Origin of the sequence: Azonexus sp., assembly GCF_036170495.1 — a bacterium.
GTDB lineage: Bacteria > Pseudomonadota > Gammaproteobacteria > Burkholderiales > Rhodocyclaceae > Azonexus.
This window is the reverse complement of sequence record NZ_JAVHPH010000234.1, coordinates 1-16,421: the sequence shown is the minus strand read 5'-3', so window position 1 is coordinate 16,421 and position 16,421 is coordinate 1. Positions and strand designations below refer to the sequence as shown.

Annotated in this window: 14 protein-coding genes; 9 read left to right on the top strand and 5 right to left on the bottom strand. The window is 61.7% G+C overall.

The window, feature by feature from the left end; all coding sequences use genetic code 11:
• Both ADADOO_RS08070 and tal read left to right on the top strand, forming a co-directional pair.
• Window positions 1-630, top strand: a 630-nt coding sequence (locus ADADOO_RS08070; RefSeq protein ID WP_511276549.1) for a phosphoketolase family protein, incomplete at its 5' end; no start/stop codon positions are given.
• Window positions 627-1,733: a transaldolase gene (gene tal / locus ADADOO_RS08065; protein WP_511276548.1), complete on the top strand. Its 1,107-nt coding sequence runs from the start codon at window positions 627-629 to the stop codon at window positions 1,731-1,733. The genes ADADOO_RS08070 and tal, both read left to right, overlap by 4 nt.
• A 27-nt stretch (window positions 1,734-1,760) precedes the next feature.
• Here the strand turns inward: tal and ADADOO_RS08060 are convergent, their stop codons facing one another.
• Window positions 1,761-2,492, bottom strand: coding sequence for a S1 family peptidase (locus ADADOO_RS08060; protein ID WP_511276546.1), 732 nt, complete (start codon window positions 2,490-2,492; stop codon window positions 1,761-1,763).
• A gap of 269 nt (window positions 2,493-2,761) precedes the next feature.
• Between ADADOO_RS08060 and ADADOO_RS08055 the strand changes: the two genes are divergently transcribed.
• The 3 genes from ADADOO_RS08055 to ADADOO_RS08045 all read left to right on the top strand — a co-directional run bounded on the left by ADADOO_RS08055 (window position 2,762) and on the right by ADADOO_RS08045 (window position 4,524).
• The gene (locus ADADOO_RS08055) at window positions 2,762-3,325 is read left to right on the top strand and encodes a lipid-binding SYLF domain-containing protein (protein WP_511276544.1); all 564 of its coding nucleotides are present in this window, start codon (window positions 2,762-2,764) and stop codon (window positions 3,323-3,325) included.
• A gap of 136 nt (window positions 3,326-3,461) precedes the next feature.
• Complete coding sequence (locus ADADOO_RS08050) at window positions 3,462-3,611, top strand: lmo0937 family membrane protein (RefSeq protein ID WP_511276542.1); 150 nt, start codon at window positions 3,462-3,464, stop codon at window positions 3,609-3,611.
• A 64-nt stretch (window positions 3,612-3,675) separates the two neighbouring features.
• Window positions 3,676-4,524: a Crp/Fnr family transcriptional regulator gene (locus ADADOO_RS08045; RefSeq protein ID WP_511276540.1), complete on the top strand. Its 849-nt coding sequence runs from the start codon at window positions 3,676-3,678 to the stop codon at window positions 4,522-4,524.
• A gap of 61 nt (window positions 4,525-4,585) precedes the next feature.
• Here the strand turns inward: ADADOO_RS08045 and ADADOO_RS08040 are convergent, their stop codons facing one another.
• The 4 genes from ADADOO_RS08040 to ADADOO_RS08025 all read right to left on the bottom strand — a co-directional run bounded on the left by ADADOO_RS08040 (window position 4,586) and on the right by ADADOO_RS08025 (window position 6,622).
• Window positions 4,586-5,599, bottom strand: coding sequence for a hypothetical protein (locus tag ADADOO_RS08040; protein WP_511276538.1), 1,014 nt, complete (start codon window positions 5,597-5,599; stop codon window positions 4,586-4,588).
• Window positions 5,600-5,693: 94 nt separating this feature from the next.
• Window positions 5,694-5,981, bottom strand: coding sequence for a sll1863 family stress response protein (locus tag ADADOO_RS08035; protein ID WP_511276537.1), 288 nt, complete (start codon window positions 5,979-5,981; stop codon window positions 5,694-5,696).
• 35 nt (window positions 5,982-6,016) lie between these two features.
• The gene (locus tag ADADOO_RS08030; RefSeq protein WP_511276535.1) at window positions 6,017-6,436 is read right to left on the bottom strand and encodes a BON domain-containing protein; all 420 of its coding nucleotides are present in this window, start codon (window positions 6,434-6,436) and stop codon (window positions 6,017-6,019) included.
• A gap of 27 nt (window positions 6,437-6,463) precedes the next feature.
• Window positions 6,464-6,622 carry a DUF3309 family protein gene (locus ADADOO_RS08025; RefSeq protein WP_511276534.1) on the bottom strand — a complete coding sequence of 53 codons (159 nt, stop codon included), beginning with the start codon at window positions 6,620-6,622 and terminating at the stop codon, window positions 6,464-6,466.
• 202 nt (window positions 6,623-6,824) lie between these two features.
• Here ADADOO_RS08025 and ADADOO_RS08020 point away from each other — a divergent pair, with 202 nt between their 5' ends.
• From ADADOO_RS08020 to ADADOO_RS08005, 4 genes are all read left to right on the top strand, one after another.
• Window positions 6,825-7,103: an ElaB/YgaM/YqjD family protein gene (locus ADADOO_RS08020; RefSeq protein WP_511276532.1), complete on the top strand. Its 279-nt coding sequence runs from the start codon at window positions 6,825-6,827 to the stop codon at window positions 7,101-7,103.
• 39 nt (window positions 7,104-7,142) lie between these two features.
• The gene (locus tag ADADOO_RS08015; protein WP_511276530.1) at window positions 7,143-7,430 is read left to right on the top strand and encodes a ferritin family protein; all 288 of its coding nucleotides are present in this window, start codon (window positions 7,143-7,145) and stop codon (window positions 7,428-7,430) included.
• 36 nt (window positions 7,431-7,466) lie between these two features.
• The gene (locus tag ADADOO_RS08010) at window positions 7,467-9,917 is read left to right on the top strand and encodes an EAL domain-containing protein (protein ID WP_511276529.1); all 2,451 of its coding nucleotides are present in this window, start codon (window positions 7,467-7,469) and stop codon (window positions 9,915-9,917) included.
• Between the two features lie 172 nt (window positions 9,918-10,089).
• Window positions 10,090-16,421: glucoamylase family protein (locus ADADOO_RS08005; RefSeq protein ID WP_511276527.1), on the top strand; the 6,332-nt coding region annotated here is incomplete at its 3' end.

Below are 16,421 nucleotides of genomic sequence, written 5' to 3'. Positions count from 1 at the left end.
GCCGGCAAGCAGCCGGACTGGCAGTGGCTCGACATGGAAGCGGCGATCAACCACGTCAGCGCCGGTATCGGCCTGTGGGAATGGGCCTGCACCGACCAGCCGGGCGAGCCGGATATCGTGCTCGTTTCGGCCGGCGATGTGCCGACGCTGGAAATGCTCGCCGCCATCGACATCCTGCACAAACTGGCGCCGACCCTGAAAATCCGCTACATCAACGTCGTCGACCTGATGACCCTGCAACCACAGGAGGAGCACCCGCACGGCCTGGCTAGCGACGAATTCGACTCGCTGTTCACGGCCGACAAGCCGATCATCTTCGCCTACCACGGCTACCCGTGGCTGATCCACCGGCTGACCTACCGACGGACCAATCACGCAAGGTTGCACGTGCGCGGCTACAAGGAGGAGGGCACGACGACGACGCCGTTCGACATGGTCGTTCTCAACACCCTCGACCGCTTCCATCTGGTCATGGACGTCGCCAGCCGGGTACCCAAGCTGCAGGCGCAGGCGGCGCACATCAAGCAGGCGATGCGCGACAAGCTCAACGAGCACGCGCAATACATCCTCGAACACGGCGAAGACATGCCGGAAATCCTCGAATGGCAGTGGTCGGGAGCGAAGTCATGAATAAATCCAGGAGCACCAACCCGCTTCTGGCGCTCAAGGCGCTCGGCCAGCACATCTGGCTCGACAATCTGTCGCGCACCTTGCTTCGTGAGGGCGGCCTGCAGCGCCTGATCAACGAGGATGGCATCGATGGCGTGACCTCGAATCCATCCATTTTCGAAAAAGCCATCGCCAACGGCACCTATTACCGTGAGGATCTGGAACGCCTGCGCGGCGCCGGGCACGATGCAGAGGCATGTTACGAATCGCTGGTCATTGCCGATATCCGGGCTGCCTGCGCCATGTTGCTGCCGGCCTTTCGCGAAAGTCGGGGCGAAACCGGTTATGTCAGCCTCGAAGTATCGCCGGCACTGGCCAACGATACGCTCGGCACCGTTGCCGCAGCACGCCGTTTGCGTGCCCTGGTCGGCCTCGACAATGTGCTGATCAAAGTCCCGGCGACACCTTCCGGAATTGAGGCTTTTTTCCGGTTGACCGTGGAAGGCATCTCGGTAAACGTCACCCTGATCTTTTCACTGGCCCAGTATGAAGCGGTCGTCCAAGCCTACCTGCGCGGGGCCATTCGCTGGCTGGAAAGCGGCGGGCAAGCCCGGCACTTGCGTTCGGTGGCCAGTGTCTTCCTGAGCCGCGTCGATACCCTGGTTGATAAACGTCTCGAAACACTTGGTACCATGCACGCCGCGCGGCTCAGCGGACGATCCGGTGTTGCCCTGGCCAAATGCTGCCATGGCCGCTACCGGGATATTTTTCACGGCCCGGATTTTGCCCTGTTGCGGATGGCCGGCATACGGCCGCAGACGCCGCTGTGGGCCAGCACCGGCAGCAAGAATCTAGCGTACAGCGACGTGCTTTATGTTGAACCGCTGATCGGTCCGGAAAGCATCAACACGCTGCCCGACGCGACGCTGGCCGCTTTCCGGAAACACGGCCAGGTCGCCAACAAATTGACGGAAGGGCTGGACGAAGCGCAGATCCACATTCAGGCGCTGATCGAACTGGGCATCGACCTGAGCGCTGTCGGAGATAGCCTGCAGCTGGACGGCGTGCGGCTGTTTGCCGAGGCCTATCAGAAAATATTGCGCGGCCTGCGGGCAGAAACCTGACCAGGGTCGGGCGCTGAACCCGGCTTTTCAGCCGTCCGTCAGCTTGAGCAGGATATCGGCGTACCAGGCGCCGTTCAGTCCCAGCGCCTCGTCCTCAACCAGATCGCGATTGCCGACATCGAAGCGGGACGAATGGATGCCCAGCAGCATCCACGGCAGATCACCGTGGGCCGGCGTTGTCTGGGCAATGCGCATGACGACCGGCGCGCCGCTGCTGCCACGATGGGTGCGTGCATCGGTCAGAAAGAAACCTTCGCCCTGAAAGCGCATGCCGAATGCCGAGGCGATGATGGCATGGCGGACCACCGGCGTGTGGTGCAGCGCATCGTGAAAACCGAGCGGGAAGCCGACGATGAGCAATGATGAGCCGACTTCGACATGATCCAGACTGGTCAACAGGTGTCGCGGGCTGAAGGCACGAAAAACCGCCGTCTTGGGCAGGGCCTTGCGGTTGATCTCGATGACCGCCACGTCAACCTCACCCGCCGCGTCCAGCCCCTGGCGCCAGAGGCTTTTGCCATCGCGGTAGAGGGGAATGGAAAAGCCGGTCGATTCGGCGATATTCGCCGCATTGGTGTGCAACTCGATCTCCATTCGGGTTGGGAAATGCTTGCTCTTCTTGTCGAACACCACGTGGCGACTGGTCACCAGATATAGACGCTCGTTGCGCTTGAAGAAAAACCCGCTGGCGTTGGTCAGCAAGACTTTCTCGTTGAAAGTCGAGATACGGGCGGCGGCAAGTAATAGCGGTTCGATCATGGGTCTGGGCGCTCGGTTGAAGGTTCAACATATAGCCACTTTACGGCCGGTTTTCCGTGTGTTGGCGCACGCTCGCGCCTGAACATCTGGCAGCCAGCTTCAGTGTAGCCCATGCAAGCCTCGCCTATGTGCGCCAGCGAACGGTATCGGGGCGGCCATGCTCCTAAGCTCAAGCATCGATTCATGGGGCATGCCCGAGAGAGCTGTGCTGTGCGCCTCGGTGTCGACCGCTTCATTTCCAATCAACCCAATACGGACAGGACAAGATCATGACTACCAGACGCCACGTTTTGAAAAACCTTCTTCTCATCACTGCCACCGCTTTTTCCATGGGTACATTGAGTAGCCAGGCGATGGCTGCCAGCGCGGAAGATCTTGACAAGGATGCCGCCCAGGCACTGCAATCGCTCTACAAAACCAACCCGGTGGCCGAAAGCCTTGCCAAGAAAGCCAAGGGCATCCTCGTCTTCCCCAAGATTCTCAAAGCCGGGCTGGTCTTCGGCGGTAGCTACGGCGAAGGCGTGCTGACCAAGAGCGGCAAGCAGTCCGGCTACTACAACTCCGTGTCTGCCTCCTGGGGCTGGCAAGCCGGCGCTGAATCCTACGGCTACGTCGTCTTCCTGATGAGCGACAAGGCCGTCAAATACCTCGATCAGTCCAAGGGCTGGGAATTCGGTGTCGGCCCAACCGTCGTCGTCGTCAATGAAGGTGTCGCCAAGAACCTGTCGACCTCGACACTCAAGGACGACGCCTATGCCTTCATCTTCGACCAGCAGGGCCTGATGGCCAGCCTGAGTATCGAAGGCACCAAGATCAGCCGCATCAAGCGTTAAGTTCAGGAATGCCTGCGTAGTGCAGGCGTAATCGGGGCGAGGGCGGGCGTGTCCTTGCCCGCTCCCCGAGTCGCGCAAATTGAAGAGATCAAGTGGCTGTTTGCGCCTTGAAACCAGTCACCAAAGGAGAAACACCATGCTCTACACGATCGCCGTTGTCCTGATCATTCTGTGGCTGCTCGGACTGCTTACCGCCTACACCGCCGGTGGACTCATCCACATCCTGCTGGTCATCGCCATCGTTGCCATCCTGCTTCGCGTGATCCGGGGCGGCAGGATTCTTTAGATATTTTTGGATATTTGCAATCTGCTGTTGAACCTGTCCCGTAGTCTGTATGGGAGTTCATTGAATGGATTGTGCCCACAAGTCGTCTTCAATCAATTCGTTGATCTCGCGCGTACCCCTGTTCGATGGGCTCAGTTCCGATGAGTTAACGGAAATGAGTGTTGGTGCGCGCAAGATATATGCGGCACGTGGCGAGATGCTGTTTCGCAAGGATGAGGTTTGCAGCGGACTTCTGGTCATCGTCTACGGACAGGTAAAGCTCTATTTTTCTTCTCCGCTGGGCAACGAGAAGATTCTGGATGTCTTCGGTCAAATGCAAACGCTTGGCGAATCCAGTCTGTTTCAGGGGAAAAACCATCAGGTATTTGCCCAGACCTTGAATGAATGCATGCTTTTGCACATTGCCAAGGCCAATATTCTGTATGCATTGGAGAGCAATCGATCCTTTGCTCGCCAAGTCATCGACAACTTGTCGCGAAGTGTCTCCGGGCTGATTCACGACGTCGAGTCCTACTCCATGCACACCGGTCGGGAACGCGTGATCAATTATCTGGCTCGTGAAGCATTGCGCGCCAATCCGCCGCTTCCGGTTATGCGGCAAGGCAGCACCCAGAGCAACGTGTCCAAGGCAAGGCAAACGCGGTTGATCATCCACCTGCCGACCAGCAAAGGCGTCATCGCCTCATGCCTGAATCTTACGCAGGAACATTTTTCCCGAATTCTTCATGACCTTTCAGCCTGTGGACTGCTGTCGGTAGAAGGGCGTGAGATTCATATCGATAATCTGACGCAGTTCTGGCAATACGCCTTTCAAATTGCATTGCAGTCCGAAGATGAACAGAAAATGACCATGGAACTGATGGCCAGGACTGAACAAGCAGTTCGACCGGTGGCCCTCCGCCTTGCCTCTTGAGAGGCAAGGTTCCGAGGAAGCGAAGGTCAGCTATCCGATTCCAATGGCTTGGAAGGCTGTCTTATCTTCCGCGTCCCTGACCGCGCTCGTCAGAATCATCTCGTTCCCGTTGTTGCCCTGAGCGCTGCCCTGGGTGCTGTCCTGCTTCCGGCTGGCGAGGAGCCGGCCTGGCCTCGTTTGACGGCTGCCCGCGTTGCTGGTTTGGTTCAGCCTGTGGCCGCATGTTTTCGCGGTTTGGCTCGCGTTGTGGCTGCGGGTTATCGCGGGGGGCGGAGCGTTGCTCGACACGAGGAGCGGCCGGCGGTTGTCTCTGCTCCGAAATTTCCCGTTCCCGTTCTCGCTGCGGCTGCCGTGCCTGCGGAGCGGCCGGGGCTTCCTGGCGGACGGCAGGCGCGGGGCGTGGTGGCGCTGCCGACGGCTCAGGATTTTTCCTTTGCTGCGACTCTTCCCTTCCTCGCGGGGCCTGTTCGGGCTGGCTCCTCGTTGGCCGTGCTGCCTGGGATTGCTGGCGAACCAGCGGATCACGGGCTTCGTGGCGATAGTTCCGTTGCTGCAATACCGGCTGCTGATCGCGGGACGGATAACGATCTCCGGTGTATTTGCGCTGATAGGTCGGCAGCGGGGCGGGTGCCGGCATGGCGCGGCGGTTCCAGCGATCCCAGCCGCTTCTGTGCTGCGCCCAGTCGTTGCCCCAGTGGTCGCCCCAACGCGGTGGCGAATTGGCTTGCCAGCCGACGAAGAAGGCCGGCGGGCTGCGGTAATAGCGGACCGGTACGCGCAGCAGGTAGAGCGGTATGAATTCGGGATCGACCATCATCCAGGGCCCGTTGTACCAGGAGCTCGAATACCAGCGATCGGTCTCGAAGACCCAGTACATGCCGTCGTAGAAGAAATAGTTCGAATTTAAGCCTGAGGCGTAATAGACCGGGTAGCCGGGCACGCGGACCAGATTCGGATAGGTCGACAGGCTGATACTGATGTTGTCGGTCTGGAAACCAAAGCCGAAGCTGACCTGAGCCGGCGCTGGAAGGGCAAATTGGAGCAATATTCCCAGGACAATCAGTTGTTTGCGCATGGTCTTTCTCCGTTGCAAAAAATGGCGCCAGCGAGGGTGTTCATTGCCCGCTTATGGCCGATAAAAAAGCGCCCGAAGGCGCCGAATTGCATGCTTATTTGAATTTCGACTGGGCGTCAGTCAGTCCGGTTTTCAGGTCGTCCCACATCTTGTCGGCAGTTACCCTGACCTGGTCCCAGGCTTCGCCGCTGGCCTTGCCGAGTTCCTTCATCTTGTCGGTAGCGGTGCGCTGCTTGGCGCGCAGGGCCTGAATCTCTTCCGCCTTCATGATTTTCATGTCGGCCGTGAAGTTGTCGATTTTGGCTTCGAGCAGATTGACCTGGGCGTTCCACTCCTTGAGTTGCGCGCCCATCTTTTCCTTGTATTCCTTGTGCAGTTCCATGATTTTCTCCTTCAATGCAGGTGAGTGCTTCGACCTTATTTGGCCGAGGTGACGACGAGTTGGTTAACCACGTCCCGGACGCCATTGATCGCCATTGCGCGGGCCTTGGCCTTGTCGCTGTTGGCTTTCGAATCGACCGTGCCGGTCAGCGTGACCACACCCTTGATGGTATCGACACTGATTTGCAGTGACTTCAGGCCGGGTTCGCCGAGAAACTCGGCTTTGACCCTGGCGGTGATTTCGGTGTCATCCCAGGATTGGGCGCTCTTGGCGCCTTGTTCGGTCATCTTGTTTTCGACCTTGTCGACGGTTTCGCTGACCTTCTTGCTGGTGTCGCTGGCGACCTCATCGATTTTCTTGCCGGCCTGTTCGGCCGGGCCTGGCTTGTCGCAGGCGCTCAGTCCGAGAGCGAGGAGCAGGGAAATGGCGATCAGAGTGGTTTTGTTTTGCTTCATGTGGTGGTTTCTCCGGTGTGGTTTTGGCTAGATCTTGCCGAGCAGGATCAGGATGAGCAGGATGGTCAGCACCAGTCCGATGCCACCGCTCGGGGCGTAACCCCAGCCCCGGCTGTGCGGCCAGCTTGGAATGGCGCCGATCAATAGCAGGACAAGAACGATCAGCAGGATGGTTCCGAGGGTCATCTTTTTCTCCTAAATGTTGCCGGACATGAACGATCCATGTCGTGCTGATCATGTTACGGAGGCCATGACAAACTTCTGTTCGCCAGCGCACAGACCCGGCATTGGGGTGTGACCAAGATTCATGTCAGAGGAATGAAAAGGGCAGCCTGCCAGGTGGCCCGTCTTTCTCTCCAGGCCACCATTGCAGAGATCAGGAGAAATCATGACTACAGAAATCATCACCACCGCCGCGCCGACTGAAAGCACCAAGGACATGCTGGTCAGGGATATCAAGGGAATCGTTGGCAAGGCCGACCATCTGCTCAAGGACGCCGGTCACACCGTCAGTGAAGAGTTTTCGGCAACGCGCCACGCCATTTCGGACAAAGCCTGCGGCGCCGCCAATGCGACCGATGCGTACGTTCACAACAATCCCTGGAAGATCGTCGGCGTCGCTGCGGCGGTTGGCGTCTTTATCGGCGCCTTGATCAGCCGCCGCTGATTATTCATCGACCACCCCAACATCAGTCAGGAGCCACCCATGTCCAGTGTCGGTTATCACGAACCCGTCGATGAACTACCCGCCGAAACCCGCGACATGCATCGGGCGCTGGTTTCCCTGATGGAGGAACTGGAAGCGGTCGACTGGTACAACCAGCGCACCGCTGCCTGCCAGGACAGCGAGTTGAAAAGCATCCTCGAACACAACCGCGATGAGGAAAAGGAGCACGCCGCCATGCTTCTGGCCTGGATACAGCGCCAGGACGAGCGGTTTTCCGGACAGCTCAGGGAATACCTGTTCACGGAAAAACCGCTTGCCCACGAATAGCCAAGGCCCGCTTTTCGATTGCGGCAGGAGCAGATGATGAAAGATGTTCTCCTGATTGAAGATGATGCCGACGAGGCCAGGCTGATTGAAGCCGCGCTGGCCCGCAAGGGCGGAAAGCCGTATCAGATCGAGCGGGCGACCGGCCTGTCCGAAGCCTTGGGCATTCTGGCCAAGGCAAGTTTCGCGATCATCCTGCTCGACCTCAGCCTGCCCGACGGCCAGGGCATCGCGGTTTTCGAGCAGGTCTCGCAGGCGGCGCCCGAGGCGCTGATCATCATCCTGAGCTCGGAAGAAGATGAGGAAACCGCCCGACTGGCCGTGCAGAACGGCGCCGACGACTATCTCGTCAAGGATCAGGTCGATGCCCACTGGTTGCCGCGCACCCTCGACTACCTGATCGAGCGCAAGACCACCCGGCAGGCATTGACCCTCAGTGAAGCGCGCTTCCGCGCCATGAGCGATGCTTCGCCGCTCGGCATCTTTGTCTCGGACGTTCATGGCGAATGCGTCTATACCAACGAGGCGTATCACACGATATCCGGCCTCAGCCTTGAGCAGACGCTGGGTACCAACTGGCGCATGGCGATTCATCCCGATGACCGCGAGCGCGTTTTGGTCGAATGGCGGGCGGCGGCACTCGGCGAGGCTAAATTCACGACGAAGGCGCGTTTTCTGCGGGCCGACGGCAGCATTGTCTGGACCCGGCTCAATGCAGCGGCCATGCTCGACGGCTTGCAGCCGCGCGGCTATGTCCAGATCGTCGAGGACATTACCGAACGCAAGGCGGCCGAAGATGCCATGTTCGAGGAAAAGGAGCGCGCCCAGGTCACGCTCAATTCGATTGGCGACGCCGTCCTGACCACCAGCCTGTCTGGCAACGTGACTTACCTCAACCACGTGGCCGAGATGATGACCGGCTGGTCGCGGGAAAACGCCATCGGGCGCCCCTTGTCGGAGGTGTTCCGGATCGTCGACGGGACGACACGCCAGGCAGCACCGAATCCGGCGCAACTGGCCATCCGGGAGAACCGCACGGTCGGGCTGGCGGCCGACAGCATTCTGCTGCGCCGCGACGGCTATGAATCGGCCATCGAGGATTCGGCGGCGCCCATCCATAACCGGGATGGTCAGGTGGCCGGTGCCGTCATCGTTTTTCACGACGTCAGCGAGTCGCGGACCATGGCGCTCAAAATGGCCCATCTGGCCCAGCACGATTTCCTGACCGGCCTGCCCAATCGGGTCCTGCTCACCGAGCGCCTTTCGCGGGCCATCGGTCAGGCCCGCCGGCACAGCAAACGGGTCGCGATGATGTTTATCGACCTCGACTATTTCAAGCACATCAACGATTCACTCGGCCACGCCGTTGGCGACCTGTTGCTGCAAATGGTGGCCGAGCGCCTGAAGCTCTGCGTTCGCGACACCGACACGGTTTGCCGGCAGGGTGGCGACGAGTTTGTCGTCCTGCTCACCGAAATCGAGCAGGCGTCCGATGCGGCGCCGGTCGCCGAAAAGATTCTGGGGGCTTTCGCCGACCCGTGTGTGATTTGCGGCAACGAGCTGCACGTGACGCTGAGCATCGGCATCAGCATCTACCCGAATGACGGGCAGGATGCCGATGAGGTGATGAAGAATGCCGACACTGCGATGTATCACGCCAAGGCCAACGGCCGGAACAATTACCAGTTTTTCACGACAGAGATGAACACCCGCGCCGTGCGCCGCCTGTTCATCGAAGGCAACCTGCGCCGCGCCTTGAAGCAGGGCGAGTTCCAGCTTTATTACCAGCCCAAGATCGATCTGGCCAGCGGCCTGATGATCGGCAGCGAAGCGCTGATCCGCTGGCTGGATCCGGAGCACGGCCTGGTTTATCCGAACCAGTTCGTGCCGATTGCCGAAGAGTCCGGGCTCATCGTGCCGATCGGCAGCTGGGTGCTGCGTGAAGCCTGCCGGCAGGTTTGCGCCTGGCAGGATTCCGGGCTGCTGGCCGTGCCCGTTTCGGTCAATATTTCGGCCGTCGAGTTTCGCCACAAGAACTTTCTTGACGGTGTCGCGACGATCCTCAGGGAAACCGGCATGTTGCCCAGTTATCTCGAACTGGAGCTGACCGAAAGCATCCTGATGCATGACGCCAAGTCGTCCGAATCGGTGCTCGAATCGCTCAAGGCGATGGGCATGCAACTGGCCATTGACGACTTCGGAACCGGCTATTCGAGCCTGAGCTATCTCAAGCGCTTTCCGATCAATACGCTGAAAATTGACCAGTCGTTTGTCCAGGATATCGACAGCGATGAGGACGATGCCAGCATCGTCAAGGCCATGATCGGCATGGGTAAAAGCCTCAAGCAGCGGGTCATCGCCGAGGGCGTCGAGACCGAGTCGCAACTGGCCTTCCTGCGCAGGCTGCAATGCGACGAAGGGCAGGGCTTCCTGCTCGGACGTCCCCTGCCGGCCGAGCAATTCGAGCGCTTGCTGGTGCGAGAAAGTTGATCGCCGGCCTCGGCTAATCATTTCAAAATTGGCCATTATTTCCGGTTGACCGTGGGAATGCCCGGGGCATTGCCGCATAGGCAAATAACGCATCAATTCGTCGTTTCCGCGCCGGGCAATCCCCCCATTTGCCCGGCTTATGTGTCCCAGCGTACCGACGCACTGGTCGCCGATGCCTATCCTCCCCTCCTCAGGCGTGTTTCCGGAAAGGCTACTCAATTTGAAAACCGGCAAGTCGCTCTTGGGAATATTTCGCCAGTTGGGAAGAGGCATCAGGGATGCCGAATGGTCGGCCAACCAGGCCGCCGAAGAAGCGCCCCTGCGCGCCGCCCTGTACAGCGCCGACCAGATGGCGCAGCACGGCAAGGCGCTGGCCGCCGCGCACCGGCTGGCCGCCGGCACCGTCTCCGACCGTCTACTCAGCCGGCTGGCGGCCAATGAAAATACGCTGGTCGATGTCTGTCGCCGACTGACTTCCGTCGCTACCGAAAAACGCCGGATCACGCCGGCCGGCGAATGGTTGCTCGACAACTTCTACCTCATCGAAGAGCAGATCCGCACTGCCAAGCGCCACCTGCCCAAAGGCTACAGCCGCGAACTGCCGCGCCTGGCCAGCGGGCCATCGGCCGGCCATCCGCGCGTTTACGACATTGCGCTGGAAACGGTCGCGCACGGCGACGGGCGGGTCGATCCGGAAACGCTGAGCCGCTTCGTCGCCGCCTATCAGACTGTCACCGACCTGCGCCTCGGCGAGCTGTGGGCGATCCCCATCATGCTGCGTCTGGCCGTCATCGAAAATCTGCGCCGGGTCGGGGTCAGCATCGCCGCTGGCTGGGAAGAGCGCGGTCTGGCCGAGCTCTGGGCGGACCGGATGATCGAGGCCGCCGAGCATGATCCGAAGAACCTGATCCTGACCATCGCCGACATGGCGCGCTCACATCCGCCCATGGTCAGCGCCTTCGTCGCCGAACTGGCCCGTCGCCTACAAGGGCGCGGCCCGGCGCTGGCTCTGCCACTGACCTGGATCGAGCAGCATCTGGCCGAATCTGGCCTGACCATCGCCCAGATGGTGCAGACCGAGAACCAGTTGCAGGCGGCCGATCAGGTCTCGATCAGCAACAGCATCGGCAGCCTGCGCTTCATCGGCGCGATGGATTGGCAGACCTTCGTCGAAACGCAAAGCATCGTCGAGCAGACGCTGCTTGGCGACCCCGGTGGCGTTTATGGCGCGATGGATTTCGCGACACGCGACCGCTATCGCCATGCCACCGAAGCGATTGCCCGCAAGAGCGATCTGTCCGAGGGGCTGCTTGCCGCCCGCGTGCTCGAACTGGCTCGCACAGCGCAGGACGGGCCGGGCGGGCCGGGGGCGCACGTCGGTTATTACCTGATTGGCCCCGGTCTGGCGCAGCTCGAAAGTGCCATCGAGGTTCGTCACACTTTCCCCGAAAGCGTTCGCCGGGCGGCGAGTCGCATGCCGCTGACCATCTACCTGGGCGGCGTTACCGTCATTGCCGGCCTGCTCGCCAGCAGCCTGGTTATGCGCGCCATGCCGGCCGGTTTGCCGCTGTGGGCGATGATATTGCTCGGCCTGGTGGCGCTGCTGGCGACCAGCCAACTGGCCGTGTCACTGGTGAACTGGGCGGCCAGCTTGCTCGTCGCTCCGCATCCGCTGCCGAAAATGGATTTCTCCGAGGGCATCCCGCCCGCCTCGCGAACGTTGGTCGTCGTGCCGACCATGCTGACCAGCGCCGCCGGCATTGACAGCCTGATCGAGGCGCTGGAAGTCCGCTTCCTGGCCAACCGCGATCCCAGCCTGCACTTCGCGCTATTGACCGATTTTCTCGATGCCGGGCAGGAAACGCTGCCCGAAGACGCCACCCTGATGCAGCTGGCAGCCGAAAAGATCGACGAACTGAATTTCAAATTCGGGCAAAAAATCGGGTTGACCCTAGGGCCAGCCGTTGATTCTGTGGTCGTAGCAAGCATCTTTTTCCTCTTCCACCGGCCGCGTCGCTGGAATCCGCAGGAACGCGTGTGGATGGGCTACGAACGCAAGCGCGGCAAGCTGGCCGACCTCAATGCGCTGCTCATGAATGGCCGGCGCGACGGCTTTTCGCTGATCGCCGGCGATACCACGGCGCTGGCCGGCACGCGCTATGTCATCACGCTCGATACCGACACCCAGTTGCCGCGCGATACGGCGCGCCAGTTCGTCGGCACCATGGCGCATCCGCTCAATCGTCCGAAATTCGACGACGCGTTGCAGCGCGTCGTCAGCGGCTACGGCATCCTGCAGCCGCGCGTCGCCGTCAGCCTGCCCGGCACCAACCGCTCGCTACTTGCCCGGCTCTACGGCGGCGAACCCGGCATCGACCCGTACACCCGCGCCGTGTCCGACGTTTATCAGGATGTCTTCGGCGAAGGCTCGTTCATCGGCAAGGGCATCTACGACGTCGAAGCGTTCGAGCGCGCGCTGGGCGGCTGTTTCCCGGAAAACCGCATCCTCAGCCACGATTTGCTCGAAGGCTGCTACGCCCGGGCCGGCCTGCTCAGCGACGTGCAGCTCTACGAAGATTGCCCGGCCAGCTACCGGGCCGATGTCATCCGCCGCCATCGCTGGCTGCGTGGCGACTGGCAACTGGCCGGCTGGCTGTTCGGCAATGTGCCGGGCGAGGGCACGTGCCGGCATATCAATCCGCTATCGACACTGTCGCAGTGGAAGCTCATCGACAACCTGCGGCGCAGCCTCATCCCGGCCGCCCTGAGCGTGCTGCTCGTGCTCGGCTGGACGGTGCTCGCCCCGGTGGCGTGGTGGACGCTATCGATCCTCGGCATCCTGATCGTGCCGCCGATTTTTGCCGCCTTGCTCGACGCCACTCGCAAGCCGGACGAAATCCTGTTCCGCCAGCATCTGGCCGCCGTGGCCGGCTCGGCCTGGCGCCATTTCAGGCAGCTAGCCTTTGAACTGGCCTGTCTGCCCTACGAAGCATTTTTCAGCCTCGATGCCATTGCCCGCACCACCTGGCGCCTGCTCGTCTCGCATCGTCGTTTGCTCGAATGGAATCCGTCGAGCGAGGTCGAGCGCCAGTTGGCCGGCCGCCGCCGTAGCGAATTGGTCGCCTGCCTGCGCAGCATGTGGATCGGCCCGTTGCTGGCCATCGTGCTGGGTAGCTGGCTGGTGCTCGCCGGTCCGGTCGAGATGTTCATCGCCGCGCCGGTGCTGCTGCTCTGGCTGGGCTCACCATTCATTGCCTGGTGGCTGAGCCGCCCGCTGGCCGCCCACAAGGCGCATCTGACCGCCGAGCAGGGGTTTTTCCTGCGCCGGATCGCCCGGCGCACCTGGGCCTTCTTCGAGCATTTTGCTGGTCCGGACGATCACTGGCTGGCCCCGGACAATTATCAGGAATACCGGGTCGCCGCCGTCGCTCACCGCACCTCGCCGACCAATATGGGGATGGCCCTGCTGGCCAACCTGAGCGCCTGGGATTTTGGCTACATTCCTACCGGCAAACTGCTCGAACGAACCGCCAACACACTGCGCACCATGGCTGGACTGGAGCGCTATCGCGGCCATTTCTACAACTGGTACGACACGCAGACCCTGCAACCGCTGCCGCTGCTCTACGTCTCGACGGTCGACAGCGGCAACCTGGCCGGGCATCTGCTCACCCTGCGCGGCGGCCTGCTCGAACTGGCCGATGTGCCGATATTGCAGCCGCGCTTGCTGGCCGGACTGAACGACACGCTCGGCTTGCTCGCCGAGAGCGCCGAAGAAGCCGTCGCCGGTACGCTGGGCGCCTGGCGCAAGCTGCTCGATACGGCCATGCTGAATCCACCGCCGACCATTTCGGCCATGGCTCGCCTGCTGCGGCAATTGGGCGAAGGGGCTGGCGAGTTGCTCGGCGACGTTGAAGCCAGCCGCCAGGTGATCGACGAATCCCTGCCCGAAAACGAAGCAGCGGAATGGGCCAAGGCACTCGTTCAGCAACTGGCCGAAGCGCAGACTGAACTCGAACATCTCGCCCCCTGGCTGAGCCTGCCGCCAGCGCCGGCCGGGCTGGAAGTTTTTGCCCGAATCGCCGGCGAGGCCGCCTTGCCGACGCTGCGCGGTCTGGCTCGGCTGGCGACTGAGCGTTGCCCTGATATCGAGACGCATCTGGCGATGGACCTTAACGCCGAGCAGCGCAACTGGCTGATCGAGCTATCCCGCAAGATTGTCCTGGCCGGCAACGTCGCCACCCAGCGCATCGCCCTGATCGACGCCCTCGCCGAGCAATCCGGCGCACTGGCGCAGATGGATTACGACTTCCTGTTCGACAAGACACGGCACCTCCTGACCATCGGCTACAACGTCGCCGAACGCCGCGTCGATACCAGCTACTACGACCTGCTCGCCTCCGAGGCCCGGCTGTGCAACTTCGTCGCCATCGCCCAGGGGCAGTTGCCGCAGGAAAGCTGGTTCTCGCTCGGCCGTCTGCTCACTGGCACTGGCGGCGAACCGGCGCTGCTGTCGTGGAGCGGCTCGATGTTCGAGTACCTGATGCCGATGCTGGTCATGCCCAATTACGAGAACACCTTGCTCGACCAGACCTGCAAGGCCGCCGTGGCGCGCCAGATCGAGTACGGCAAGCAGCGCGGCGTGCCGTGGGGGGTATCGGAATCCGGTTACAACACCGTCGATGTCCATCTCAACTACCAGTACCGCGCCTTCGGCGTGCCGGGGCTGGGGCTGAAACGCGGTCTGGCCGAGGATCTGGTCATCGCTCCCTATGCCTCGGCGATGGCCCTGATGGTGGCGCCGGAAGCGGCCTGCCTCAATCTGCAGCGTATGGCTGACGAGGGATTTGTCGGCAAATACGGCTTCTTCGAAGCCATCGACTACACGCCGGCCCGCCAGCGGCGCGGCCAGTCGCATGTTGTCGTCCGTTCCTTCATGGCCCACCACCAGGGCATGAGCCTGCTCGCCCTGGACTATCTGCTGCTCAATCAGCCGATGCAGCGGCGCTTCGTCGCCGACCGGCTGTTCCAGGCCATCCTGCTCCTGCTGCAGGAACGCATTCCGAAGGCCACGACGCTCTTCTCGCACACGGCCGAACTGGCCGATGCGCGTTCGGATTCGAGCAGCGACGAAACGCCGATCCGCGTCTTCACCACCCCGGATACCCCGGTGCCCGAAGTCCAGTTGCTGTCGAACGGCCGCTACCACGTCATGGTGACCAATGCCGGCGGCGGCTACAGCCGCTGGAACGATCTGGCCGTGACGCGCTGGCGCGAAGATGGCACCCGCGACAACTGGGGCAGCTTTTGCTACATCCGCGAACTGGCCAGCGGCAGCGTCTGGTCGACGGCTTATCAGCCGACGCTCAAACGGCCGGATCATTACGAGGCGATCTTTTCCGAAGGACGCGCCGAATTCCGCCGGCGTGATTCGCTCGACGGCGACGACGGCGAGTTCGAGACCTACACCGACATCGTCGTCTCGCCCGAGGACGACATCGAACTGCGGCGGACCCGCATCACCAACCGCTCACGCCAGCGCCGCGAGATCGAAGTGACGAGTTATGCCGAGGTGGTTATCGCGCCGGCGGTGGCCGACGAGCTGCACCCGGCCTTCAGCAACCTGTTTGTGCAGACGGAAATCCTGCATGGGCGCAACGCCGTGCTGTGCACCCGGCGGCCGCGTTCGCTCACCGAGCAGGCGCCGTGGATGCTGCACCTGATGGCGGTGCATGACGCGGCTTCAGGCGCCGTTTCCTACGAAACCGATCGCGCCCGCTTCATCGGCCGCACCCATAGCACGGCCCAGCCACAGGTCATGGCCGAACCCGGCAAGCTGTCCGGCACGGCGGGTTCGGTGCTTGATCCCATCGTCGCCATTCGCCATCGCATCGTGCTCGAACCCGAGCAGTCGGTGACCATCGATGTGGTGACCGGTATCACCGAAAACCGCGCCTTGGCGCTCGGCCTGGTCGAAAAATATCAGGACCGGCATCTGGCCGACCGCGTCTTCGAACTGACCTGGACGCACAGCCAGGTGGTTCTCCGCCAGCTCAACGCCAGCGAGGCCGACGCCCAGCTTTACGCCCGCCTGGCCAGTTCGGTCATCCATGCCAATGCCTCGCTGCGGGCCGATGCGTCGGTGCTCATCCGCAACCAGCGCGGCCAGTCCGGCCTCTGGGGCTACGCCATTTCCGGCGACCTGCCCATCGTCCTGCTGCAGATCGGCGACGCGGCCAATATCGACCTCGTCCGCCAGCTGGTTCAGGCCCACGCCTACTGGCGCCTCAAAGGGCTGGTCGTCGATCTGGTGATCTGGAACGAGGACCACGCCGGCTACCGCCAGCGGCTGCAGGATCAGATCATGGGACTGATCGCCTCGGGCATTGAGGCCAGCGTCATCGACAAGCCGGGCGGCATTTTCGTGCGGCTGGCCGAACAGATTTCGAGCGAGGACCGCATCCTGCTGCAATCGGTGGCGCGCGCCGTGATCAACGATTGTCG

Bases quoted from the DNA above. Each gene is read 5' to 3' on its own strand.
- tal (WP_511276548.1), top strand. From the start codon at position 627: ATGAATAAATCCAGGAGCACCAACCCGCTTCTGGCGCTCAAGGCGCTC.
- ADADOO_RS08060 (WP_511276546.1), bottom strand. From the start codon at position 2,492: ATGATCGAACCGCTATTACTTGCCGCCGCCCGTATCTCGACTTTCAAC.
- ADADOO_RS08055 (WP_511276544.1), top strand. From the start codon at position 2,762: ATGACTACCAGACGCCACGTTTTGAAAAACCTTCTTCTCATCACTGCC.
- ADADOO_RS08050 (WP_511276542.1), top strand. From the start codon at position 3,462: ATGCTCTACACGATCGCCGTTGTCCTGATCATTCTGTGGCTGCTCGGA.
- ADADOO_RS08045 (WP_511276540.1), top strand. From the start codon at position 3,676: ATGGATTGTGCCCACAAGTCGTCTTCAATCAATTCGTTGATCTCGCGC.
- ADADOO_RS08040 (WP_511276538.1), bottom strand. From the start codon at position 5,599: ATGCGCAAACAACTGATTGTCCTGGGAATATTGCTCCAATTTGCCCTT.
- ADADOO_RS08035 (WP_511276537.1), bottom strand. From the start codon at position 5,981: ATGGAACTGCACAAGGAATACAAGGAAAAGATGGGCGCGCAACTCAAG.
- ADADOO_RS08030 (WP_511276535.1), bottom strand. From the start codon at position 6,436: ATGAAGCAAAACAAAACCACTCTGATCGCCATTTCCCTGCTCCTCGCT.
- ADADOO_RS08025 (WP_511276534.1), bottom strand. From the start codon at position 6,622: ATGACCCTCGGAACCATCCTGCTGATCGTTCTTGTCCTGCTATTGATC.
- ADADOO_RS08020 (WP_511276532.1), top strand. From the start codon at position 6,825: ATGACTACAGAAATCATCACCACCGCCGCGCCGACTGAAAGCACCAAG.
- ADADOO_RS08015 (WP_511276530.1), top strand. From the start codon at position 7,143: ATGTCCAGTGTCGGTTATCACGAACCCGTCGATGAACTACCCGCCGAA.
- ADADOO_RS08010 (WP_511276529.1), top strand. From the start codon at position 7,467: ATGAAAGATGTTCTCCTGATTGAAGATGATGCCGACGAGGCCAGGCTG.